Origin of the sequence: Caballeronia sp. LjRoot34 (assembly GCF_964253815.1) — a bacterium.
GTDB lineage: Bacteria > Pseudomonadota > Gammaproteobacteria > Burkholderiales > Burkholderiaceae > Caballeronia.
In genome coordinates, this window is record NZ_CAXUSB020000001.1 from 2,204,315 (window position 1) to 2,228,188 (window position 23,874).

22 protein-coding genes and 1 pseudogene are annotated in these 23,874 nt (G+C 61.1%); 9 read left to right on the forward strand and 14 right to left on the reverse strand.

The genetic code is table 11. The features are described 5' to 3' along the window. Nucleotides 1–25: 25 nt before the first annotated feature. The 3 genes from phnE to phnC all read right to left on the reverse strand — a co-directional run bounded on the left by phnE (nt 26) and on the right by phnC (nt 2,790). Entirely contained in the window at nt 26–760 is a 735-nt protein-coding gene (gene phnE / locus ACSQ36_RS09895) for a phosphonate ABC transporter, permease protein PhnE (RefSeq protein ID WP_436183144.1), read from the reverse strand. A gap of 95 nt (nt 761–855) precedes the next feature. Then, nucleotides 856–1,827 carry a phosphonate ABC transporter substrate-binding protein gene (gene phnD / locus ACSQ36_RS09900; protein WP_213768431.1) on the reverse strand — a complete coding sequence of 324 codons (972 nt, stop codon included), beginning with the start codon at nt 1,825–1,827 and terminating at the stop codon, nt 856–858. A 63-nt stretch (nt 1,828–1,890) separates the two neighbouring features. Next, the gene (gene phnC, locus ACSQ36_RS09905) at nt 1,891–2,790 is read right to left on the reverse strand and encodes a phosphonate ABC transporter ATP-binding protein (protein ID WP_436181784.1); all 900 of its coding nucleotides are present in this window, start codon (nt 2,788–2,790) and stop codon (nt 1,891–1,893) included. Between the two features lie 834 nt (nt 2,791–3,624). Here phnC and ACSQ36_RS09910 point away from each other — a divergent pair. Further along, the gene (locus ACSQ36_RS09910; protein ID WP_436181785.1) at nt 3,625–5,970 is read left to right on the forward strand and encodes an EAL domain-containing protein; all 2,346 of its coding nucleotides are present in this window, start codon (nt 3,625–3,627) and stop codon (nt 5,968–5,970) included. A gap of 25 nt (nt 5,971–5,995) precedes the next feature. After that, nucleotides 5,996–6,424, forward strand: coding sequence for a hypothetical protein (locus tag ACSQ36_RS09915; protein ID WP_436181786.1), 429 nt, complete (start codon nt 5,996–5,998; stop codon nt 6,422–6,424). A 105-nt stretch (nt 6,425–6,529) separates the two neighbouring features. Here the strand turns inward: ACSQ36_RS09915 and ACSQ36_RS09920 are convergent. From ACSQ36_RS09920 to ACSQ36_RS09945, 6 genes and pseudogenes are all read right to left on the reverse strand, one after another. Continuing rightward, a pseudogene (locus tag ACSQ36_RS09920) lies at nt 6,530–6,661 on the reverse strand (LrgB family protein); the annotation flags it as partial. A 51-nt stretch (nt 6,662–6,712) separates the two neighbouring features. Next, nucleotides 6,713–7,183 carry a periplasmic heavy metal sensor gene (locus ACSQ36_RS09925; RefSeq protein WP_436181787.1) on the reverse strand — a complete coding sequence of 157 codons (471 nt, stop codon included), beginning with the start codon at nt 7,181–7,183 and terminating at the stop codon, nt 6,713–6,715. A 162-nt stretch (nt 7,184–7,345) separates the two neighbouring features. Next, a complete protein-coding gene (locus ACSQ36_RS09930; protein WP_436181788.1) occupies nt 7,346–8,161 on the reverse strand; it encodes a c-type cytochrome in 816 nt (271 codons plus the stop codon). A gap of 8 nt (nt 8,162–8,169) precedes the next feature. Further along, nucleotides 8,170–8,313 carry a DUF2165 family protein gene (locus ACSQ36_RS09935; protein ID WP_436181789.1) on the reverse strand — a complete coding sequence of 48 codons (144 nt, stop codon included), beginning with the start codon at nt 8,311–8,313 and terminating at the stop codon, nt 8,170–8,172. A 9-nt stretch (nt 8,314–8,322) separates the two neighbouring features. After that, a complete protein-coding gene (locus ACSQ36_RS09940) occupies nt 8,323–9,012 on the reverse strand; it encodes a response regulator transcription factor (RefSeq protein WP_436181790.1) in 690 nt (229 codons plus the stop codon). Between the two features lie 374 nt (nt 9,013–9,386). Then, nucleotides 9,387–10,739: a sensor histidine kinase gene (locus ACSQ36_RS09945; protein ID WP_436181791.1), complete on the reverse strand. Its 1,353-nt coding sequence runs from the start codon at nt 10,737–10,739 to the stop codon at nt 9,387–9,389. A 150-nt stretch (nt 10,740–10,889) separates the two neighbouring features. Here ACSQ36_RS09945 and ACSQ36_RS09950 point away from each other — a divergent pair, with 150 nt between their 5' ends. Next, complete coding sequence (locus ACSQ36_RS09950; protein WP_213768423.1) at nt 10,890–11,057, forward strand: hypothetical protein; 168 nt, start codon at nt 10,890–10,892, stop codon at nt 11,055–11,057. 153 nt (nt 11,058–11,210) lie between these two features. Then, nucleotides 11,211–11,372 (forward strand): hypothetical protein, encoded by a 162-nt coding sequence (locus tag ACSQ36_RS09955; RefSeq protein ID WP_436181792.1) that lies wholly within the window; start codon nt 11,211–11,213, stop codon nt 11,370–11,372. Here the strand turns inward: ACSQ36_RS09955 and ACSQ36_RS09960 are convergent. Next, entirely contained in the window at nt 11,355–12,104 is a 750-nt protein-coding gene (locus ACSQ36_RS09960) for a MarC family protein (RefSeq protein WP_436181793.1), read from the reverse strand. The genes ACSQ36_RS09955 and ACSQ36_RS09960 overlap by 18 nt on opposite strands. A 90-nt stretch (nt 12,105–12,194) precedes the next feature. Between ACSQ36_RS09960 and ACSQ36_RS09965 the strand changes: the two genes are divergently transcribed. Next, nucleotides 12,195–13,229 carry an alpha/beta fold hydrolase gene (locus ACSQ36_RS09965; RefSeq protein WP_436181794.1) on the forward strand — a complete coding sequence of 345 codons (1,035 nt, stop codon included), beginning with the start codon at nt 12,195–12,197 and terminating at the stop codon, nt 13,227–13,229. Between the two features lie 20 nt (nt 13,230–13,249). Here ACSQ36_RS09965 and ACSQ36_RS09970 read toward each other — a convergent pair whose 3' ends face one another. After that, nucleotides 13,250–13,543 carry a hypothetical protein gene (locus tag ACSQ36_RS09970; protein ID WP_436181795.1) on the reverse strand — a complete coding sequence of 98 codons (294 nt, stop codon included), beginning with the start codon at nt 13,541–13,543 and terminating at the stop codon, nt 13,250–13,252. A 310-nt stretch (nt 13,544–13,853) separates the two neighbouring features. On the opposite strand from ACSQ36_RS09970, the gene ACSQ36_RS09975 reads away from it, so the two are divergent. Continuing rightward, nucleotides 13,854–14,594: a hypothetical protein gene (locus ACSQ36_RS09975; protein ID WP_436181796.1), complete on the forward strand. Its 741-nt coding sequence runs from the start codon at nt 13,854–13,856 to the stop codon at nt 14,592–14,594. A 61-nt stretch (nt 14,595–14,655) separates the two neighbouring features. On the opposite strand, the gene ACSQ36_RS09980 is transcribed toward ACSQ36_RS09975, so the two are convergent. Together ACSQ36_RS09980 and ACSQ36_RS09985 are read right to left on the reverse strand one after the other, a co-directional pair. Next, entirely contained in the window at nt 14,656–16,077 is a 1,422-nt protein-coding gene (locus tag ACSQ36_RS09980; RefSeq protein WP_436181797.1) for a purine-cytosine permease family protein, read from the reverse strand. A gap of 357 nt (nt 16,078–16,434) precedes the next feature. Continuing rightward, nucleotides 16,435–17,994, reverse strand: a complete 1,560-nt coding sequence (locus ACSQ36_RS09985) for a methyl-accepting chemotaxis protein (protein WP_436181798.1) — start codon at nt 17,992–17,994, stop codon at nt 16,435–16,437. A gap of 1,329 nt (nt 17,995–19,323) precedes the next feature. Here ACSQ36_RS09985 and bluB point away from each other — a divergent pair. Continuing rightward, nucleotides 19,324–19,998 carry a 5,6-dimethylbenzimidazole synthase gene (bluB, locus tag ACSQ36_RS09990; RefSeq protein ID WP_436181799.1) on the forward strand — a complete coding sequence of 225 codons (675 nt, stop codon included), beginning with the start codon at nt 19,324–19,326 and terminating at the stop codon, nt 19,996–19,998. Between the two features lie 69 nt (nt 19,999–20,067). Here bluB and ACSQ36_RS09995 read toward each other — a convergent pair whose 3' ends face one another. Continuing rightward, on the reverse strand, nt 20,068–21,618 hold the full coding sequence (locus tag ACSQ36_RS09995) for a methyl-accepting chemotaxis protein (protein ID WP_436181800.1): 1,551 nt from the start codon (nt 21,616–21,618) through the stop codon (nt 20,068–20,070). A 464-nt stretch (nt 21,619–22,082) separates the two neighbouring features. Between ACSQ36_RS09995 and garL the strand changes: the two genes are divergently transcribed. Beyond that, nucleotides 22,083–22,868, forward strand: coding sequence for a 2-dehydro-3-deoxyglucarate aldolase (gene garL, locus ACSQ36_RS10000; protein ID WP_213768412.1), 786 nt, complete (start codon nt 22,083–22,085; stop codon nt 22,866–22,868). A 44-nt stretch (nt 22,869–22,912) separates the two neighbouring features. Then, the gene (locus tag ACSQ36_RS10005; protein WP_436181801.1) at nt 22,913–23,809 is read left to right on the forward strand and encodes a 2-hydroxy-3-oxopropionate reductase; all 897 of its coding nucleotides are present in this window, start codon (nt 22,913–22,915) and stop codon (nt 23,807–23,809) included. Nucleotides 23,810–23,874 lie beyond the last annotated feature (65 nt).

Genomic DNA, 23,874 nt, shown 5'->3' on the forward strand with positions numbered 1-23,874 from the left:
TACCATTGACCGGCGGCCAGCACCTTCAGATCACACGTTCACGAAGCCACGCGGACGCCAGATCGATCAGCGTCACGATCACGATCACCATCAGTAGTACGGCCGCGGTCTGCGCATAGTTGAACGAGCGGATCGCTTCGTACAACACCACGCCAATTCCGCCTGCGCCGACCATGCCGACCACCATCGCCGAACGTACGTTCGACTCGAACCGGTACAACGCATACGAGATCCACAATGGCAGGACCTGCGGCAGCACGCCGTAAAGGACTTCATCGAGACTGCTTGCGCCGGTTGCTCGCACGCCTTCTGCCGGCCGTGCATCGATCGCTTCCACCGCTTCGGCGAACAGCTTCGCCAGCACGCCGGTGGTATGCACCCAAAGCGCAAGCACGCCCGCGAACGGCCCGAGTCCCACCGCAACGATAAACAGCATCGCGAAGACCATCTCGTTGATTGCGCGGCATGCGTCCATCGCGCGGCGCACCGGCTGCACGATCCACATCGGTGCGATGTTGGAGGCCGACAGCAGCCCGCACGGCACGGCGCATACCAGCGCGAGCGCCGTTCCCCACACCGCTACGGCCAGTGTGACGATCATCTCGTGCACATAGGTGCGCCAGTCAGAGAAATCCGGCGGAAAAAAGTCCTTGCCGAATTGCAGCATGTTGCCGGAGTCGCTGAAGAGATCGAGCGGGCGCATGTCGGCGCTATGCCAGGACAAGCCGAGCACGGCCACCACCACCAACCATCCGAACATGGACAACCAGCTTCGCTTCGGTTGCCGCAATTCGAGCTTCAGTGGCAGCGCACCACCTTGCGCGCTGTCGAGGGAATAGGCGTCGGCGTTGTGCTTCACTTCGCCGCCACGCTATCCAGTTGCGAGAGCTTCTGGTCGAGCGCCGCGATCTGCGATTTCTTGTCCGCGTCGGACATGTGCTCGTCGTTCTGGACCTGCTGCTTCTTCTGGAACAAGGCCATTTGACGTATCGGGATAAGCTGCGCATCGGTGGAATCCGCGAAGCCCGACAGGCCCGTGATCCCCGCCATGATCGCCTGCTCGCGCGGATCGCTTTGCGCGTAGTGATCGAAGAAATTGCGCAGCTTGTCCTTCGTCGCCTGCGGCAGGTCACGGCGCCATACCAGCGGGTCCGACGGAATCAGCGGCGACTTCCACAATACGCGCACCTGCTTGAGCAAATCGGGATGATTTTGCCTCAGGGTCTCGACCATGTCGGTATTGTTCGTTGCGATGTCGACACGGTTGTTCACCACAGCCAGCATGTTCGCCTCATGGCTGGAAGGAAGCACGCTCTTGAAGTCATTGCGCACCGAGATGCCGTTCTTCGCGAACAGGTAATACGACGGCACGAGCGTGCCCGAGGTCGAGTTCGGATCGCCGAAACCGAGGTTGATGTCGTGCGTGTTTTTCAGCACCTGATCGACGGTCTTCCACTTGCTGTTCACGTTCGTGATCAGCAGCGAGTAGTAGCCCGCTTCGCCGCTTTTGTACTTCACCTTCGCGAACACTTCACCATTGCCGCGGTCCACGGCTTCGATAGCGGAGGCGTTACCGAAGTAGCCGATCTGCACCTTGTTAAACCGCATCGCTTCGATAATGCCGGCATAGTCGGTCGCGAAGAACGGCTTGACGTCGAGGCCGGTCTGCTTGTTCAGGTCGTCGATCAGCGGCTGCCAGCGCTGCCTGAGCGCGGACGAGTTGTCGGTCGAGATAATGCCGAAGTTGAGCGTTTCGGCGCGCACCACCTGCGTGACAAAACAGGCAGCAAGGGCCACACCGGCCAGAAGAAGACGGGCTGATTTCATCGAATGGGTCCAGGGTTAAAGGTGTTCAAAGCGGGTGTTCAAAAGCACAATGAGGGCACGCGTTCAGGAACTGGCAGCAGACGCCGACGCGAACGCGGCGGAGCGTGCCGACGCGCCTTCGGGGCGCGACGCGGCACGGTCAACGGCACGTTCGACCTGCTTCGCCACGTCGCGCTGCGCGCTCTCCGTGTCGGTCAGCAGTTCTTCCGCTGCGGCACCATACAGGTCGCGCAGAAGGGATGGCGTGAGGCTGGCGGACGGGCCGTCGTAGACCACGCGGCCGTCGCGCAGCGCGACGGTACGCGCGCAATATTTCATCGCCACGTCGATCTGATGCAAGGACACCACCACGGTCAAGCCGTGATCCTCGTTCAGCGACTGCAGCAGTTCCATGACACGCCGCGACGACTCGGGGTCCAGCGATGCAATGGGTTCGTCGGCGAGAACAATACGGGCCCGCTGCACCAGCGCGCGCGCCAGCGCCGCGCGCTGTTGCTGACCGCCGGACAACGTGCTGGCGCGCTCGTTGATGTGGTCGCCAATACCCATTGCGCTGAGCGACGCCATCGCAAGCTCATGCTCCACCCGCGGAAACCGGCCGATAAGACGCCGCCACAACGAGACTCGCGACAACGCGCCGAGCAGCACATTGGTGCGCACGGTGAGACGCCCCACGAGATTGAACTGCTGAAAGACAAACGCGACATCCCGGCGAATTCGACGAACCTCGCGCGCGACCTTGCCGTTTTGCTGGATGGGCCGGCCGAGCAGCGTGACATGCGAGGGCGCGGGGTCGGATGCTGTAAAGCCGGCAATGTGCCGCAAAAGCGTGGACTTCCCTGAACCCGATGCACCGATCAGCGCGATCATTTCTCCTTCGCCCACTTTCAGGTCGATGGAGTCGAGTGCCTTGCGGCCGTTATTGAACGTCTTGCACAGACGTTCAATGTGAATTGCATCCATGGTGTCCTCACAATCGCGTGTCAAAGCTTTTCAGCGTCGAGACGGATTCTAGGAACGCAACATGACGTTGCGGTGACGCTTGCAAGACGTCTAGATGAATACACGAATTGGAACCATGCAAAGCGGTCGCAACGCTGCGGCGAATTGCATGATCGTGCGGATACTGACGATTCTGAACACACCCGCCGGGACCGACGAGAATTAAGGGTACGAACTTCTCTCATGATGGCGCGCATGCATATGAAGAAATGCAGGTTCGGGTTGGCTGCATCGCGCTTGGCCCGTTGGCAACTCGCTGAAATGAGTCGCAATTCCCGCTCGCGGCTGACTGGTGGGTGACTGGTCGGTGACCGGCGGTTGAATTACAACGGGTTTATTGAAGGTGCCGCAAGCTCTGCGGATAACGGCATGTGGTGCGACGCACAACTCAACAACGAATCAACGCAATCCCCGTGCACCGATTGAAGACACTAATTGAAGACACCTAAGCGGTGGTTGCGCTGCCTCTTTATACGATTTCGAATTGTCTCCAATACCGGATAGCTGCGGTAAATCGTTTGCGAGCCGTAACTGCATTGTGCGCAAATCGTCCTTTCTCCCTCCCGCACAACGCTGGCACTCAAAAGCGCCATAGCTGCGCATGGCCTTATTCCCCAAAACAATATGGTCGATTAAACATTCTCTTGAGCCCAATCGCGCCTAGTAAGACAATCCATTTCATCCGACGATAATCGGATCATGTGATTTCAGTACCTGCGGTAGTTCAAACAACTCGGCCCGACACAGCCGACAGCCATCATCAATTAATGAGGCTGCTAAAACTTACGCGAGAACATGCTCACCTCCCTGCTTCCGCCAACGATCACACCTGCGCTTCGACTCTGTTTCCACCGCCGCTCGATGGATCAGCAACGGCCGCTATCAACGGTCACCATGGCCTTTACCGTGGTGGCGCTCCTGATTTTCATCATCGCCCGGTCCCACGTAACGGGGGTCGACTTACCGCTCTGGCCGCGCCTGATCTGTGCGTTCGTCATGTTGTTGCTCGTCGCGGCAATCCCCAAGGCTCCGTCTACTTTTATATTTGGCCTGATCGGCGTGCTTTATATCGTCGTTCTCCAGATCGGGGTGGTGATCAACGTTCAAGGTGTCGAAAAACCGCTCTTCTGGATGCTGCCGGCCGGCATGGTCATCCCGATCTGCGCGGCGCCGCTGTGGCTGACGCCGCGGCATTTCATCCTGGGAACGATTGCGTTCTACCTGGCCGGGCTGCCCTTTGTGATGGCCGTGCCCTTCACGCACGACGACTACGTCTTATGCGCGATGTGGGTGGCTATCGGCATCCCGACAGCCACCACGTTTCATTTCGGCTTCTATTGGTTCCGCCTCAACCACTTCCTGCTCGAAGAGAAACTGCGGGCGCTCGCCGCAACCGATCCCTTGACCCAGCTCCTGAACCGGCGCGCCTTTCTCGAGCAGGCGGAACAGATACTGAGCGAGACGAAAGGTCACGATGAAGTCGTCAGCGCGATCTTCCTGGACATCGATCGCTTCAAGTCGCTGAACGACCAGTACGGCCACGCGCGAGGCGACGAAGCGCTGATGGACGTCACCAAGGTCCTGAACGACGCCGTGCCCGCGGACGCGGTGGTCGGACGGCTGGGAGGCGAGGAGTTCGCGGTCCTTATCAAGGCGCCCGGCCCCGACCAGGCGACCGGGCTTGCCGACACGCTGCGCACCCTCGTTGCATCGATACTTCGACCCGACGGTTTTCTCACCGCCAGCTTTGGCGTAGCGCATCGCCGGCCGAACGAGAACGTCGTCGAACTGCTCGACCGTGCCGACGAAGCGCTGTTGCGAGCGAAACACGCGGGCCATAACCGGGTGTTCGTGGAGCAGGCAAGGCGGGTCGAGCGCGTGCGCGCTACCGCGCTCAATGAAGACAATGACACACGGGTCGATGAAGAACCGGTCGTTGTCACCCGCTGGGGCGCGTTCGATCTATTCACCCACTACCAGCCGGTTTACAGTTTGTCGCATCAGAAGCAGGTCGGTTTCGAAGCCCTGCTGCGCGGCTTTGACCAGCATGGCACGCCGCTGCAGCCCGACAAGCTGTTCGCCCCGCAGTCGAATCCCGGCATCAGCGACCTGGATTCACTGACCCACCACCTCCATCTCGCGAACGCCCGCAAACGCCTGCCGCTCGACTGCTGGCTCTTCCTGAACGTCGCGCCGTCCACCTTCATCCAGCCGGGTTATGAGCAGACGCTGGCGGCAATCGTCTTCGAGGCGGGACTCGATCCTCGCGGGGTAGTGCTGGAAATTCTGGAGTCCGAAGGGGTGGACGTTGAGGAGCTTGCGCTGGCCGCGTGGCGGTATCGCGGCTGCGGTTTCCTGATTGCAGTCGATGACTTCGGTACAGGTCACTCCAATCTCGACCGCCTGTTGCGCATCCAGCCCGACTTCGTCAAGCTCGATGGTGCGTTGATCCGCGCGAAGAGCCGCGCCTCCGATCAGCCTCTGCTCCCCACCATTGTTTCGCTGCTGCATCGGGCGGATATGCTGGTGGTGGTGGAAGGGATCGAGACGACCGAGGAGCTTATCCTGGCGGTGGAATCGAACGTCGATTTCGCGCAAGGGTTCTTGCTGGGCAGACCGAGCGCCACGCTGCCCTCGGCGGCGGCGGTCACGCGGCGCATCGATCATGCATTCGATGTCATTGCCGAAGGCCGGGCCGTGCGCACCGCGCGCTTCGAAGCGCAGTTGGCGCCGTATCTCGCCATGCTCAACACCGCGGCGGCGGCGTTGACGAACGGCGCAAGTATCGACGACGCCATCGCGCCCATGGCGAAGCTGGAATTGTGCAAACGCTGCTTTGTTCTCGACGATACCGGGCGCATGTTGGGCCAGGATATTGCCGGCCGCGCGGGGTCGAGCACGGACTTCCGGCTCGGGCCGTTATTCGCCTCGCAGTTGGGGCGATGGGATCATCGGCCGTATTACTGGAAGGCGGTCGCGAACATGGGAACGGCCGTGTTCTGCCAACCGTATTTATCGCTGACTAGCGGGCGCGCGTCGGTCGGCGTGACCATGGCGTTCACGTGCGACGAGCGGGTGATGGTGGTCGGCAGTGAACTGGACTGGACGTCGCCGCATCTGGCGTGGCCCACGGTGGAGTGATGGTGAAGAACGATGGTGAACAGTGATGGCAAACAGTGACGCATGGCTATTCCAGATCAGGATCACCGTCTCCCCCGAGGCCGCCGCGATCTTGCGCGGAGATCCGCAGTGCATGCCCCCTGCGCTACGTGATGTACTGCGTCGGCATGACGCCTCGCTGACATGCCAGTTCGACGCGTTTTCTGACTACGTCAATGAAGCAGAAAGACTCGGGCCGGAAAAGTATCCGCTTTATCAATGGACCAGGGAAACGATCGAGAACCCTGAGAAAAAAGCCAGGTATCTGCGGTCTTTCACGGTTTATGTAGACGGTGACGAGGTCTATCCCAGAGAAATCGCTGATCTGCTGCAAACTGAATTGTCAGCGCTGGCGGGTGCCGCCGGAGTCGAGCGGGTAGTCAAGATTGACAGTAACCCCGCAAACAACCCGCAACCGCCTAAGCGCGAGGCATAGCGCAGTCCTGATGGTTGCCTCGGATGCGGACGCGCAGGCGATGTGGACGACGGGCAAAGACAATGCGCAGACTCGGCGAACATGCATGCTGCCATGCACTGCGCGTCACGGCGACATCCATTCCAAGAGCACGCGAAGGCCGATCGGCAGAACGAATGCACTCGGGATTTCGTTCATGGCCATACCGAGTCCTGCGAATGCTCCGGCTTCCTCGCTGATCTGAAACGCATGCGCTGTGTCAGTACGAAGATCTGGCGCAGCGCGTCTTCGCGCATGGGCCGCCATTGATCACAGGCCGGTCCTCGGTTCATAAGGTTTGCCGGGATGGTTCTGAATCTCAGCGAACTGCTGCTTGAGCAGCGAACTGACGGCCGTCTTTTGGCTGTTGTTCAATCCGTCATAGAAGGTGATCCATGCATTGGCTGACTGCTCGCGTGCCTGGGCATCTTCCTTTTCCACCTTCAAGTTCGCTGCATGAATAGCGCGCAGATCAAGAATCTGCGTTTGCTGGACCGCCTGAAGCTGCTGCTGAAGTTGATCTTCATTCATCCGTGCGCTGACATGGCTTTGACGCATGGTGTCCATTGCAACGTCATAAGCGGTCTGTTGCGTCGTACTGAGATTCAGTTGTGGCGCCAAGGTTTTCATTTCTTCAATAAATTGATTTCCGGCTGGCGCGGCGAGCGTGCCGGCCTGGGCCGATCCAAATGTCATTGCGAGCGCCGCAGCAGTTGCAATCAGAATGCGCGTTGTTTTCACCAACATGATACTTCTCCTAAATGTTTAGTCGTTGAGCTGGACCGGCACTGGTTGCTGCCAAATCCATGAGACAGATGGTGACGACCAACAATTAGAAGAGAATGAGCGGCGCCATCGGGGCGTCAGTTAGCGCATCGGACGCCTTCGCGTACGCCGTCCGCTCTACTTGCGCCTATGCGCCATGTAGGCTAGATAAGCAATGATCGCATCGAGGTCAGGATCGCTCAGGGTGGCCTTGTCGAAGCCTGGCATCTTCATGCCGGACCATTCCCGGATCGATTTTGGATCGCGGATATAGGCCCTTAGCGCCCACGGCTGGAAGTACTCGGTCGGATTACGCGGCAGATTCAGATCCGGGCCGACCGATGCGTCGCCCGCGCCGTTCATGCGATGGCAAACCATGCACTGCGTGGCGAAGAGTGTCTGTCCGCGGCGAACAGGCGAGTTCGCCGGCACGCTGGCATCGACGGCGAATTGCGGCCACTTCGCCGCGCGCGACGCCACCGCCCGAATGGCATTGATCTGGTACGGCCACTGTTCGCTCATCACACCCGATGCGCCCGGGTTGATCCACACGAGATAGAACGGGCCGATGTCCGTTCCCTTCGACGTCCGCGGCCATGGCCTGTCATGCGGTTCGATCGCGAGCCACGGCGTCGCGCCGTGGCCACTGTCGTCGTGCACGAGCGCTGCAGGCAGGTTGGTGACGAAGCCATCGGTTGCGGTGATCTGCAGTTCGCCATCGGCGGCCAATGCTCGCACTCCGGGCAGCGAGCGCAATGGCACCGCACGGTAGGTCATCGTGCGATGGTAGGTGACGTCGTCCGGGACCTGGATCGTCGCTGCACCCGGCATCGCGAGCAAGGATTCGGTCGTGAGCGTGGCGGGCTTGCCCGTATCGATCAGCAGGGCTGCAGCCATGGCGGGGAAAGAGGTGAAGAACAGCAACATTGCCTGCACTAATGCGAGTCTACTCATCGATATCGTCATTGCGAAGACTCACGAGAATCAACACTCGTGTCCATGAGGAACACATGCTGCACGAACGCGAGATTGGTGCCGTAGCCGGTGAGGTTGCCGAAGCTCACGAGCGACGCGAGCAGCAGTTTCGAAATGCGGACGATTCCCATGGGCCTCGCTCAGTCGCCGGAGGGTTTGCGCTCGGGCGGCGCGCCGAGCATGACCGTCCAGCCGAGTCCGCGCACGTTGCGGATCACGCCCTGACCGAATTTCTTGCGTACTGAATGGATCAGCACATCGACGGCATTGCTCTCCACTTCCTTGCCCCAGCCGTACAGCTTGTCCTCGATCTGCGCACGCGAGAAGATCGTTCCCGGATGTTCGAGCAGCGCGTGCATCAGCGCGAATTCACGCGCGGACAACGCGCCGGCCTTATCGCCGAACTTGAGCGTGCGCTGGTCGAGATTCAGGCTCAGGATGTCATCGCCGAGGCGGGACACGGCGTAGCCCGCCTTGCGCCGCAGCACCGCGCGCATCCGGGCCAGCAGCTCGCCGACTTCGAAGGGCTTGAGCAGATAATCGTCCGCGCCGATATCCAGGCCCTCGATGCGCGTATCGAGATCGTCACGCGCAGTCAGGATCAGCACCGGTACCGGATTGCCACCGGCACGCGCGGCGCGCAGCAGGTCGATGCCCGACATGCCCGGCAAGCCGATGTCGAGCAGGACGACGGTGTAGTCGACGGCGCTCATGGCCTCGCGTCCGGCGACGCCGTCACGCACCCAGTCCACGGCGTAGTCCGCGTCCTTCAGTGCACGCATCAGGCTTTGCCCGATCTGGAGATCGTCTTCGACCAGCAGGACTCTCATAACCCCTCTCCTTTGTCGACCAGAGTTGGCGCTTCAGCGCCTTACTCTGGTCCCATGCCGTCTCGGCGCGTCGACCAGAGTTGGCGCTTCAGCGCCTTACTCTGGTCCCATGCCGTACCGGCGCGTCGACCAGAGTTGGCGTGTCGATCGGAGTTGGCGCTTTAGCGCTTACTCCGATCCCATAGCGCCTTACTCTGGTCCCATGCCGTACCGGCGCGTCGACCGGAGTTGGCGTGTCGACCGGAGTTGGCGCTTTAGCGCTTACTCCGATCCCATAGCGCCTTACTCCGGTCCCATGCCGTCTCGGCGCATCGACCACAGCGCCACAACATCCTCCCAGCCCACGCCCCCAGCAACCGCTTTTACCAATATCCTCACACGCTCGCCAGCGGAAAACTGACCGCCGCGACAATGCCCGAGCGGCCGTCGCACCGGTTCTGAATAATCGCCTGGCCGCCATATTTTGCCGTGATCGCTTTCACGATCGACAGGCCGAGGCCAGTGCCTTCCACATCCGCGTGCATGTCTGATTTCGCGCGAAAGAACCGGTCGAAGACGCGCGGCAGCGACTCCTCCGCGATGCCCGGACCGGTATCCGTGACCTCGATCCATAGGGCGCTCGCCTCGCGGTGCATGCGCAGGTCGATCGTGCCGCCATCCGGCGTATACCGCACCGCGTTGCTCACGAGATTCTTGACGGCAATGGCGACATCCGCGGGCGAAGCGGCGACCTTGTCGGCGAGCATGGCTTCCGCCCCAATGTCGATACGCCGCGCCGCCGCGATCGGCAGCACGCCCGAGACGGCATCGACGACGATCGGTGAAACATCCGCAGGCTCGACCGCGACGTCGAGCGGCGCGTCCGCGCGCGCGAGCCGCAGCAACTGCCCGATCAGCATGCCACTGCGCGCAATCCCGCTGCGCAATTCCTGAAACCGCTCCTGGTTGCCCGCCACAATATGCGGCTGCAGGTTGTCCGCCTGCAACTGGAGCGCGGTGAGTGGCGTGCGCAGTTCGTGGGCGGCGTCGGCAATGAACTTGCGCTCGGATTCGATCAGCTGCGCAAGCCGCACGATCATTCGGTTGATCGATTCGACGAACGGCAGCACTTCGCGCGGCACGCCCGTGACCGGCAGGGGCTTCAGATGCGCGGCATCGACGGATTGCGCCGCCAGCCCGAGCGGCGTCAGCCGCCGCAGCGTGCGATGCACGATCACGACTACAGCGAAGAGCACAAGTGGCAACAGGACCAGCGTGGGCCAGAGCGTGGTGAGCGCCGTTTCGCGCACGAGCTCGTCGCGCACCGACGAACGCTGCGCTACCTGGATCACGCGCTCGTCCTGGCGCAGCGTGTAGATGCGCCAACGTTCGCCATTCACGCTCTCCGAAGAAAATCCCGCCGGCGCATTTGCGGGCAGCGCCAGTGACGGATCGGTGGAACGCAGCGGGACATCGGCGCCGGGCCTGGCGATGGTGATCACGATATCGCGCGCCGGTTGCGAGCCGCGCGCGGGCGCGCTCGGGATCGCATCGGCGAGATCTCCTCGCATTCGCATGGCGACCTGCTCCAGGCGCAGGTCGAGCAGCGCGCTCATGCCGGTGCGGCAGAGCTGATAAGTGCTGAGACCCTGCGCAATCGCAACGACGCTGACCAGAGCGGCCAGCGCAATGATGAGATTGTTGCGAAGCGAAGGTCTCATGGAATGGCGCGCGAAAACGGATGACATCGATGGGTTCATCAGTCGAATACCGGTTCTGACTCAAAGACCAGGCGCGGCGCGGAATTCTGTGCGCGCTCATTTTCTGCTCATTCTTGCCTGCGAACATGCAGTCACGCGAACCACCGGTTCGCTCCACGACCCAACGGGAGATGACTCATGTTCCAGCTCTTCAGTAACCATTCCAGCGCCAGCAACAGCGATCAGGCTGCGTTGCGCAAGGACGAGCGCGTATTGGAGGAAAGCGACGCGCCGTCCGGTGAACGCTCTGCCACGTATGAAGAAATGCTGCCCTGGCTTCTGCTCGGCGCCGTGGTCGGCTTCTGATCCACACGAGCCACCCTGTTCGCCCTGCCCGCCCTGTTCGGCTTATTCGGCCCGCTCATTCTCCCCTCATTCTGCATCATCAGAATCCTGTTCATCGACATGACGCGCATGACCCGCACGGCGCGTCTCCAGTACAAGGTAAAGGAAACCAACATGATCACCGCGCTGCAAGCCCTGTTCGACATCTCGCTCGCCGTTGCCGGCGCCGCGCTCACCGTCGCGGTCTTCACGACCCTGGTTCGGCTCGCCGCGGTGGTGCGCCAGCGCGCGGCGGTCCTGTTGCAGCGTCCGCAAGGTTCAGTGCGGATGCAGTGAGTTAAGCAGTTCTGACAGCCCAAGCCACAGGATCTGCACGCCAATGCAGAAGATCGCGAATGCGAAGAGCCGCATGGCGACCTGCGTGCCGGACGGCCCGAGCAGTTGCTGGACGTTCGCCACGAAGCGCACGCACAAGTAAATGGCGATGCACAGCAGCGCGAGCGCCACGCCCACGCCAATGAAATGAACCGACTGCAGGCCGCTGCGCGGCGTACCGGTACCCAGCGCAATAGCCACCGAGATCGCCCCGGGACCGACCGTCACCGGCAGCGTCAGCGGATAGAACACCTTCGATTTCAGCGAAACACGCCGATGAGACGCCGGGGCCGGTTGCGCTTCTTCGCCGGGGTCATCGTCGGAGGATTGGAGCAGGTTCCAGCCCGCCATGGCGATGATCAATCCGCCCGCCACGCGCAGCACCGGAATCGAGATCCCGAGAAACGACAGCAGGTAAGCACCCACCGAAAGCGACGCAAGCAGGATCACGAAGCTGTTCACCGCGATGCGCCGCGCCAAGATGGCGCGCTCGGCCGGCGACGCGTGCGGCGTGAGACCCAGGATGATGAACGCCGCCGCGGGCGGGTTGATGATCGGGAACAACGCCGCGACAATCAGCAAAACCGTCTTGGTCAATTCGTGGATCACGTGTCCATCCGTTTCTAGGTGGGCAACAACGCCGGGGCAGCCCGAGCGGGCGAACAAGCGAACGAGCGAACGAGCGTCTTGCATGCAAGATTACCGAATACTGCGGCGGTTCGACTACGCTTGTTGGCAGGATTTGCGCGCTTTGCTGGATTCACACACTATCAGGAGCGTTAAATGAGGCATTTGCAGGCAGTCGTCGTTGCGATTGCGTGCGCGTTGGCGCTGCTCTCGGCATCCGCCCTCGCCCGCGATATCCACGATATCCAGCTCCCCGCCGAAAGCCCCTGCCCCGATGTGGCGCACCGGCCGGACCGCGATCCCGCCTTGCGCCAGCAGATCGCACACACGCCGAGCGGCGACATTGCGTATTACCGCTTCGGGCATGGGAGCCCGGTTGTGCTGCAGACGGGCTATCGCGCGACAGTCGCCGAATGGGATGCAGCGTTTCTTGCCGCGCTTGGCGAAAAACACGACGTGATCGTCTTCGACAACCGCGGCGTCGGCCGCTCGCAACCGGGCGCTGTGTCATTCACCGTGGAGGACATGGCGGGAGACGCCGCCGCGCTGATCGACGCGCTGCATCTGAGCGATGTAACGGTCATCGGCTGGTCGATGGGCGGCGCCATCGTGCAGCAGCTCGCGATCGACAGGCCGGCCGGCCTGCGCCGGATCGTATTGATGAACGCGCCCGCGCCGGGGCGGCTCGGCGTGCCGGTACCGCCCAGCATAGCCGCCGTACTTTCCGGTGCGCCTGGCGCCACCTTCGCGAGCGTCATGCGCGTGCTGTTTCCGCCCGCCGCGCTCGACGCCGCGCAGCAGTGCTTCCGGGCGAACATGTTCAGTCCCGCCGATTACGGTTCGCCCGATATCACTGCCACGGTGACCCAGGGCCAGGCCGCGCTGCTGCGCGACTGGGCCGGCGACGACGCCACCGCCGTCGCACTCAAGGCCGTGCAGGCCGGCACACTGATCGTGACCGGCGCTGACGACGTGGTCCTGCCCAGGCAGAACTCGGACGCGCTCGCAGGGTTGGTCTCAGGGGCGCGGCTGTGGGTGGTGGCATCGGCGGGACACGCGATGATGTACCAATATCCCGATGCGCTCGCCGCATTGATAGACGGTTTCATCCGGCAAACGGGCCGCAGCCACGGCCATATGCCCGGCGCCGACGCCGGCTCCGCACAGATGAAAACGCGCACGACGCCCTGAGCCGTCGATCCGCGCGGGCATCAACGCGCCCAGTAGGCGTATCCGCAATTCCAGCAACCGTAGTGCCGCGCATAGCCGTATCCATATGGATGGCCGTAGTAGTAGCCGGTCACGACTGGAGGCGGGGCGTAGTAAGCGGGTGGCGGCGCGGCGTACACGGGCGCTGTTGCGTACACAGGTGCTGGGGTGATCACGGGCACCACCGGATACACCGGCGCCGCAAAACCGACGCCTACGAACACATGCGCCTGTGCGCAGCTAACCAAGCCGCAGCCGAGTGCGGCGGCGACTATCAAGTGACGAATGGTTTTCATTTTTGCTCTCCTGTCATGCGATGCAGGCGGTTCGCTCTATCGGATGAATGCAGTGTGAGCCGCAAGAATGAGCAGACAATGAGGACGGCGATGCCAGCCCGATATGGCATGATCCGACGGTTTGATTTTTTCGAACGCCACGCTCGGCATGCGTTTTTCACACGCGCTTGGTTACCCGGGTGCGTCGGGATGCAGTCCGGATCGAAGAACCTGGATTGCCTCTGCGTTACACAATCGACACCCACGTTCACGCCAATCACGTGAGCGCTGCATGAATGCTGAATCGCCCGAATCGCCGCACAGGTAGCAGATGAATTACCCTCCCCAACCGCATCGAGTGCGAGAACGCCTCACTTCCTATTTCTGGAGTGGCGACGCCATCCGCAGTCGATGCGTGAGCGGCATCGTGCTAACAGGCACGCTCGACGTACCCGTTCCCCCCGCACGTCTGCTTGCAGATTGGGAAAGGGAGATATCGTCGCGCATGGTCCTGGAGCCCGGGGATGTCGAGGCAATGCCTTTGGCGCGAGCACGAGCGCGCTGGCCGGACTACAAGCATTGCGTGCAGGCGATATCCGATTGGACGTGCGCGCTTGGACTGCCTGACGTGCTTGCCTCCAGTGACGTAGCGCTCATGGCCTGCCGTGGCGCGAGGTACCACTACGACGCCGAGCAATATGGCGGCGCGGCCTTTTGCAATCTCTTCATGAGCGAGGACAGGGGTCTCGACCTGCATTTTCCCTCTACGGATCATCGAATCCCCCTGACCCGGGGTACGGCTGTGATATTCGATACCGGCCAGCCTCATGGCGTCATTCAACGCGGCAGCAGCGGCTTTAATGTGGCCGACTTCGCGCCTGACCAGGACTACACCCAGATATTCCTGACCTGGGAGCTTCCCATCGAAAATGCCCATGTTGGGGACGCACTTGGGGTTGCCTTCGACATCGACCCTTCGACCTCGCTGCAACTGGACGAAGAGCAAGTCTGGCTGAACGGTGCACGGGTCATTGTGTGCCCGGATTCCGGCCGGTGGTGTCCGGTCGATTAATCGTCAGACCAGCGCATGCAGCGAACGCCACGGGGTCAACGCCAGCCCTGGCTGCACCCGGTTACTTCCCTGTAGACGCCGGCTGGGCAGGCAGAATCAAATGCGCGGGCGCGGCGTGTGCCTTGTGGCGAGCGGCAAAGTAATACAGCAGCGCCGGTACCGCGAGCCCGATGATCCACGAAATGTCCGCGCCGTCGAGCTTGTCCACCAGTGGGCCTGTATAGAAAGCGCTCGAAATGAAGGGCAATTGCACGAGCACCCCGATTGCATATACGCCGATGCCCGTCACGTTCCAGCGGCCGTAGCGGCCATCTGGATCGTAAAGCGCGGGGACGTCGTAACGATCCTTGGTAATGAAGTAATAGTCGACCAGGTTGATCGCGCTCCACGGCGTAAAGAACGCGAGCAGGAACAGAATGAACGACGAGAACTCCTTCAGGAATGCGTGACGGCCGGCGAGCGCGAGCCCCATCGCAAGTCCGACCATCGCGACAATGTAGACCGCGCGGTTACGTGTCGACAACCGCTGCTCACCCCGAAAGCCGCTGACCACCGTCGCAATCGACATCACGCTGCCGTATGCATTCAGCGTCGTGATCGTGATCTTGCCAAACGCGATGGCGAAGTAAAGCAGCGCGGCAATCGCCCCGCTTCCGCCCAGGCTCACGACAAACGACACCTCATGATGCGAGAACTGCTTGCCGGCGAGCGCGGCGGCGAACACGCCGAACACCATCGCCACCTGCGCGCCGATCACCGAGCCAAGTCCGATGGCCCAAAACGTCTTGCGCGGCGACGTGGAGGAAGGCAAATAGCGAGAATAGTCGGCAACGTACGGGCCAAATGCGATCTGCCACGACGCGGATAGCGACATCGAAAGCAGGAAGCTGCTCAACGTGAAGTGACGGTTCGCAAGCAGGGAGCCGATATCGTGACCCGTCAGCAGGCGCGCGAACATGTACACGAAAGCGAGCACGCCAATCACACTGGCGACGCGGCCGATCGCGTGAATCACGCGGTATCCGAACACCGTAAAGCCGACAATCACCACCGTGAACACGACAATGCCGACCGCGTCGTCCACGTGCAGCAGTTGCGCGACAGCCTGCCCCGCGAGCACCGAACCGCTCGCTGAGAAGCCGACGTACATCAGGCACACCAACGCGATGGGAATCACCGCACCGTACACCCCGAACTGCACGCGGCTCGATATCATTTGCGGCAGTCCGAGTTGCGGCCCCTGCGCTCCATGCAACGCCATCACACCGCCGCCCATCAGCTGACCGACCATCAGGCCGATCAAGGACCAGAACACGTCGCCGCCGAGCACAACCGCAAGCGCGCCAGTGACGATCGCGGTGATCTGCAGGTTGGCCGCCAGCCACAGCGTGAACTGGCTGGCAAGGCCGCCATGACGTTCGGCTTCGGGGATGTAGTCGATGGTGCGGCGTTCGGCAATGGCGCCGGTCTTTGATACGGACATGGATACCCTCGAGTCAGTGGCGTCGCGTGAACCGCGCGTCGCCCGCTTCTTTCAGTACGTCGTCGCGCAATACGCCTGCGCGACAGCTCGAATCGCACATGGCGCTGGGCGGCAACTCACGATTCAACGAGACTCTATGGGAACCAATATGTATAGACAAGCTTGGTATTATGGTTGTTTACCCCTAACTGCGCTTTACAAAAACTCGGATCAATCAGGTTAAATACTCTTTAAATCAATAGCTTATATTTCATCTGACTTGATGAATGCGTGATTCATGTCGATCGGTATTTTTCATATATGTATAGACAAGATGGACCCGATGCCCGGCGAGAGCATGGACGAAAAGCAGCGTTTTCACGCCGTGGCTTTCAATCGAAACAGCGCCACTGCGTCATTCAACTGCCGGCTCTGCTCTTCCAGTGACACCGCCGCCGCAGACGCCTCTTCCACCAGCGCTGAATTCTGCTGCGTCATCTCTTCCATTTGCGCCACCGTCAGATTGACCTGTTCGATACCCGTGGTTTGCTCGCCCGATGCCAGGCTGATCTCCGCCATGATCGCGCTGACGCGCCTGACCGCTTCCACGACCTCCACCATGGTCGCGCCCGCATGAGCCACGAGCTGGCTGCCGTCCTTCACGCTCGACGTTGACGTACCAATCAATTCCTTGATCTCCTTCGCCGCCGATGCCGAGCGTTGCGCCAAGCTTCGCACCTCGCTTGCAACGACCGCGAAACCCCGGCCCTGCTCGCCTGCCCGCGCGGCTTCCACGGCCGCATTCAGCGCGAGGATGTTGGTCTGGAACGCAATCCCTTCAATCACGCCGACAATGCCCACGATCTTGTCGGAGCTGCCTGAGATCGCGTCCATGGTGGCGACCACACGGTTCACCACGTCGCCGCCGCGCAACGCGATGTCGGATGCGCCCGCAGCGAGTTCGCTGGCGTTGCGGGCGTTATCGGCGTTCTGCCTGACGGTGGCGGTCAACTGCTCCATGCTCGATGCAGCCTCCTGAAGCGACGCAGCCTGCTGCTCCGTACGCGCCGACAGATCGAGATTGCCGCCCGAGATGGCATGGGCGTCACGTACGATTGTCTCCGCGCTCGAACGCACTTTGCGCACCGTCTGCGCAAGCCCTTCCTGCATGCCCTTCAACGCATTGAGCATGTAACCCATCTCGTTGTTGCGCTGGACCGTCACGATGCTGGTCAGGTCGCCGGCCGAGATCCGGCCGAAATAATCGACGGCCATATCGATCGGGCGCACGATTGCCCGGGTCAATATCCTTTGCGCGAAGAAGCCGATGACGAGCGCGACGACCGCGGCCGCGCCGAGCGTCCAGAGCATGGCTTCGAAACGTGCGTCGGTGGTGTCGAAGCGTGCTTTCTGGCGTTCGACCTGGAAATTTTCCAGCGCGGTCAGCGCACTTTGATAATCGGAGAAAAGCGCGGGTGGCGCTTCCCGCTGGGTGGTCAGGAAATCCACCAGATTGTCCTGATCGAGTTCGGTTAGCGCCTTCTGGAATACCTGAGCCAACAGTTGGTCCCGCCGTGTTTGCATCGCGTCGATGAGCGCCTTCTCCGCCGGCACCGGGTCGTGAAGCTTCCGAAAAGCTTCCAGTTCCTTGTTGCTCTCGTCAAGAAGCGCATGCTGGCGGGCAATTTCGCGCTGGGCGGGCTTGCCGGCGCTGATCAGCTGTTCGACTTCGCCAAACCCGGCGCGCAGCAACAGCAAGCGCTCCGAGCTGGTTTTAAGGTGCAGCACTGACGCGGTATCGTCGCGATACATCTCCCGGAGCGCCGAATTGCTGCCGTACAGACCCAGGATGCCCACCGCGATTACCGCGATGAGCAGGATGGTGTAAATGGCGATCGTCGCGACCAGGCCGCCGCGAATAGTCATGTGTTTGCGCATAAGGGCTAGTCCCCACTGCGTCGCTGTAGTACGCGGCGCAACAGGTCTGTATCCTCCGGATATCTGGGGCGAACCGTGAAGGGAACCACTGGAATCAAGCGTCGATTGATCAGATAACGGCAGCGGGTGATGTGAAGATTTGCCGGGAGGCGACGCGGATGTGGTGTATAGCGACATTATTAGGGGGCGTTCGTTCGCACCGGTGGACGGGTTTTGGGTTTTGGGGTTAGCGGGTCCGGGCCAGTGCTGGGGTGGTCGGTTTTGGGGTTGGTGGTCGGGGGTCTATGCCGGGTTGGTGCTTTCGGCGTTAGTGGTCTGCGAGAGTCGGATTTTCTCTTTATCACTGTTAGCCACTGTGCGTGGCGGCACGTCATTTCTTTGTCCAAAGCGACAAAGAAACGAAGCAAAGAAAGCGCTTTCAAACACGCTACCCTAAGTGTCCACAGCGTGCAGTTTCTATTCATAGGTGCCCCAAAAGCACGGTGCTCGCCAGAGCGGAGGATGTTTGAACCCCTCCTTCTCGCGAATCCTGACATGAACACGCTTCGCCCCGTACGTTCTCGGGCAAGCACGAATTGCCAAGGGTCCAGCACGGCCTCACGCGTTCTGCATGCTTCGCTCTTGGTAGGTTAGCGGCTTGGTCTACGCAGTTGTCTTCGTGGACCAGAGCTTGATGCCTAGCAGCTCGATGCGTGTTTAGTCCTTCAGTTTTTGGTGAGGTGATTGCGTGCTTACTCGGTTATTTTCGTCGGTTACGGCCGTACATATTTTGGGGCTTTATTACTTGGAAGGTTGGCGGTGTGGTTCGAGGTGCGTACAAATTTGGAGGTAGGTCGTCCGCGGATAGCGCGGGGTGCCCCTTGGGCAGGTTCAATCACTGGTGGCGAAGCGTGTGGGTATCGGTGTTCGGAGAAGGAGGGTTTCACACATCCTTCGCTCTGGCGAGCACCGTGCTTTTGGGGCACCTATGAATGAAAACTGCACGCTGTGGACACTTAGGGTAGCGTGGTTGGAAAGCGTTTTCTTTGCTTCGTTTCTTTGTCGCTTTGGACAAAGAAATGACGTGCCGCCACGCACAGTGGCTAATAGTGATAAAGAGAAAATCCGACTCTCGCAGACCACTACCGCCGAAAGCACCAACCCGGCATTGACCCTGACCACTAACCCCAGAACCGACCACCCCGGCATCAACCCCGACCGCTAACCCCAGAACCGACCACCCCAGCACTGACCCGGACCCACTAACCCCAAAACCAAAAACCCGTCCACCGGTGCGAACGAAAACCAATCCTGCTACAACCCCTAAGACACTTTTTAAAGCATGAATGTATGACTGATTCGACCTTCAAGCGTTTTTCTGAACCGGAAATTGCCGCAGTCTACCGCGCGATCCACGAACGCCGCGACATGCGGCATTTCACCAACGCCCCCGTCGCCACCGATCAAATGGCGCGGCTGATCGACGCCGCCCACCACGCGCCGAGCGTCGGTTTCATGCAGCCCTGGCGCTTCGTCAGGATCACGGACCAGAGCCTGCGCGTCGCGCTGCACGACATCGTGGAAACCGAGCGGCGCGCCACCGCCGAAGCGCTCAACGAGCGTAGCGACGAATTCATGCGGCTCAAGGTCCAGGGCATCCTCGACTGCGGCGAGGTCGTGGTCGTCGGCTTGATGGAGAATCGCGAGCGTCACATTTTCGGCCGCCGGACGCTGCCGGAAATGGACCTGGCATCGGTTGCATGCGCTATCCAGAACATCTGGCTGGCCGCGCGCGCTGAAGGGCTCGGGATGGGCTGGGTGTCACTGTTCGATATCGGCGCAGTTCAGCGGCTGCTGCATATGCCCACGGACGCGAAACCGGTCGCCATTCTGTGCATCGGGCATGTCGAGCATTTCTACGACGAACCGATGCTGCAGGCAGAAGGCTGGGCCAAGCGCGTACCTACATCGAATTGTGTCGAAGAGAACCGTTGGCCCGACACGCTTCCTAATTCGGATGCATGAGCCGGATGCATGAGTCGAATGTATAAGCCGAATATATAAGCCGCACGCGTGATACGGTTTCGCGTCCCGCTAAACCTCCGCCAGTTTGAAAAGCGCGACGGCCGCGTTCATCTGCGCCGCCTGCGTTTCCAGCGACGCCGCCGCTGCTGCGGCTTGCTCGACCAGCGCCGCGTTTTGCTGCGTCACCTGGTCCATCTGCGCGATGGCCACGTTGACCTGCTCAATGCCAGTGGTCTGCTCCTCGGACGCCACCGTGATCTCCCGCATGATGTCCGTGACCCTGCCCACCGCGACAATGATGTCGCTCATCGCACTGCCCGCGTTCCTGACCAGCACCGAGCCGTTTCCAACACGCTCCACCGACGTGGTGATCAGTTCGCGAATCTCCTTCGCCGCCCCCGCCGAACGTTGCGCCAACGCGCGTACTTCACTTGCCACCACGGCGAATCCGCGCCCTTGTTCGCCCGCGCGTGCCGCTTCGACCGCTGCGTTCAGCGCAAGGATATTGGTCTGGAACGCAATCCCTTCAATCACCCCGATGATCTCCGAAATTTGCTTCGAACTACTATTAATCCCGTCCATGGTCGACACCACGTCGGCTACGACCTGACCGCCGTGACCTGCTGTTGTCGATGCGGTTTGCGCAAGGTCGCTTGCTTGTCGAGCGCTATCGGCGTTCTGGCGAACCGTGCTTGTCAGTTGGCCGATACTCGCTGAAGTTTCCTGCAGCGAAGCGGCTTGTTCTTCGGTCCGCTGCGACAGGTCGATGTTCCCCGACGCTATCTCGCGTGTCCCCACGGCCATTTGTTCCGTGCCGTCGCGTACGCCGCCGACTATCGTGCTCAAGCCTTGTTGCATCGTCGATAACCCCTCTATCAAGCGGCCGATTTCATCGTGCCGACGCGCAGTAAGCCGGGTTGCCAGGTTGCCTCCGGCAATCTCCGTGCATGCATCCACGGCTGCCCGCAACGGCACGATCACAATCCGCTGCAATGCCACACGCGAGAAGAACGCGAGCACGAGCCCGGCCGCCAGCAACGTCGAGGCGATCCAGGTGACGGTGTTGGTGCGTCGCTGCGAGGCTTCAAAACGTGCCTTGCCGTGCTCGAATTCCATGGCGACGAGCGGCTGCAGCGCGGCATCGTAGGCGTTGAATGCGTCCTTGATCTGGTTCTCGTTGAACTCGCGGATATCGCTCGCGCGCTTGGATTCCAGCGCGTCCACCGCCGGCAACAATGTCTGCTGGACGAGTTGCTCGCGTGCGTTGTTCGCGCTCTGCATGAGCGTTTGCTCTTCACGGCCGCTTGCAAGTACCGCGAACGCTTTCCAAGCGGCGTTCGCACCGTCGATGGCGCCCTGGGCGTCACGCAGCAGCGCGGCCGACTCCGTGCTGCCTGCGCGTGGGTCATAGTCCTGCAACGCCGTGCGCGCGATCAGCAAGCGGATCGTGTCCTTGGCGAGCAAGTCCAGACCGCCGGTGTCCTGCATGTAGAGCGCGCGCATGGATGCGTCCGCCGTTCGTGCCGCGTAGATGCTGTAGCCGCCGATCGCGGCCAACATGATGGCGAATGCTCCCACCAGGATACTGAGCCATGCCTTGATGCTTACCGCTGTTTTCATCGAATCTCCATACGATGCGCCGCTTCGCGCGAGGACATCGGCCCGTGCCGACCTCCTCCTTACGGCGTATGGGCGGATAAGTTTAGACGCGCAAGCAGATGGAACAGATTGCGGCGGGATGGCGCAAAGCCTTGTTTTATAAGGCTCTGGCGGGAGTCAAGCAGTGCCGGACGGCAATTCGACAAATACCGGTTATATGCGTGGCCATACCTTGGAGCCTCGTAAGCCGCAAGACTTGTCATTCCGGCACGGGCGCGCAGCCCCCACTCGCGCATGGGTCTATAGAAGAAAGGCGCTTATCGCCGGAGAATACGGTAGGGGAATACGCCTTGCCGGCCTTTTCAACCCGCCAATGCACTTGCGGTTCCGAAAAGCCGCGATGTAATATGACGTCTGATAACGTATGAGATTGCCGGGATACTTCGGCATCCAACTCAAGGCGTCAAGCCAGAGGAAGCCTAGCCATGACACCATCTTCGCCTTACCAGCCCTTGCCCAACACATTTCGCCAGTCGGTCCTGAAGAACGAAACCCAGATCGGATGCTGGGCCTCGCTCGGCAGCCCGATCACGACCGAACTGCTCGGCTTGCTGGGCTTCGACTGGATCCTGCTCGACGCCGAGCACGCGCCCAACGACGTCCTTACCCTGATCCCCCAGCTCATGGCGCTCAAGGACAGCCGTAGCGCCCCCGTGGTGAGGCCGCCGGCCAATGACAGCGTGGTAATCAAGCGGCTGCTTGATAGCGGCTTCTTCAACTTCCTGATCCCCTTCGTCGACAGCGCCGCCGACGCCGCTCGTGCCGTCGCCGCGACGCGTTATCCGCCGCAGGGGATTCGCGGGGTGTCGGTAGGTCATCGCGGTAATCGCTACGGGACCGTAAGCGACTACTTAAGCACCGCGAACGACAACATCTGCGTCGTGGTGCAGATCGAAAGCCGGACGGCGGTTGATGCAATCGATGAGATCCTTGCCGTCGAAGGCGTTGACGCCGTGTTCCTCGGCCCGTCGGATCTGGCGGCATCGTATGGGCAACTTGGCAATCCGAATCACCCCGACGTGCAGCAGGCCATCGCACACGTCTTCGAGCGCGCCCGCGCTGCAGGCAAAGCGAGCGGCACACTGGCTCCCGTGCAGGCCGACGCGGAACGGTATCTGTCGATGGGCTGCCAGGTGATCGCCGTTTGCGCCGACATGGGCCTTCTCAGGAATGCGGCGCAAGCTGTGCAAAAACATTTCATGCAGAAGTAGCGGAACGGAAGCAGGAAGCACCCCGACAACTTGTGGAGATAGACATGCAAAAAGCAGGCTTCATCGGTCTTGGCATCATGGGCAAACCCATGGCCGAGAACCTCATCAAGAATGGCGTGGCACTGGCGGCGTTTACTCGCAGCGGCGTACCGGACACGCTGACCCAGGCCGGCGCGATTGCGTGCGACAGCCCGGCCGCGGTCGCGGCGCAATCAGACGTGATCTTCGTCATGGTGCCGGATACGCCGGACGTGGAGCGTGTCCTGTTCGGCGAGAACGGCGTGGTCGCCGCGCTGCGCGCAGGTCAGGTCGTAGTGGATATGAGCTCGATCTCGCCCATCGCGACCCGCGAGTTCGCAGCGAAAGTGCGCGAACGCGGCGCGGACTATCTGGACGCGCCCGTCTCGGGTGGCGAAGTCGGCGCGAAAGCCGCATCGCTCACGATCATGGTCGGCGGCTCGCAAACCACCTTCGACAGCGTGAAACCGCTCTTCGACATGATGGGAAAAAACATCTCGCTGATCGGCGAAGTCGGCGCGGGACAGGTCTGCAAGCTGGCGAACCAGGTGATCGTCGCGGCGACAATCGAAGCGGTCGGCGAAGCGTTGTTGCTAGCGTCCAAAGCCGGTGTCGATGCGGAGAAAGTGCGTACTGCGTTGATGGGCGGTTTCGCGTCATCGCGGATTCTGGAAGTGCACGGCGAACGCATGACCAAACGCACGTTCAATCCGGGCTTTCGCATTGAATTGCATCAGAAGGATTTGAACCTCGCGCTCTCGACAGCCCAGTCGCTTGGCGTGTCGCTGCCCAACACCGCGACGTGCCAGGCGCTGTTCAACGCCTGCGCAGCGCATGGCGGCAAAGCATGGGATCATTCCGGAATGGTTCGCGCGCTGGAGTATCTGGCCAACCACGAGATCGGTCAGGCGCCAGTGGCCTGATCCGCTGCCGGGCAAATAAAAAAGGGCATCGCGATCAACATCGCGATGCCCTTTTTCACGTCATA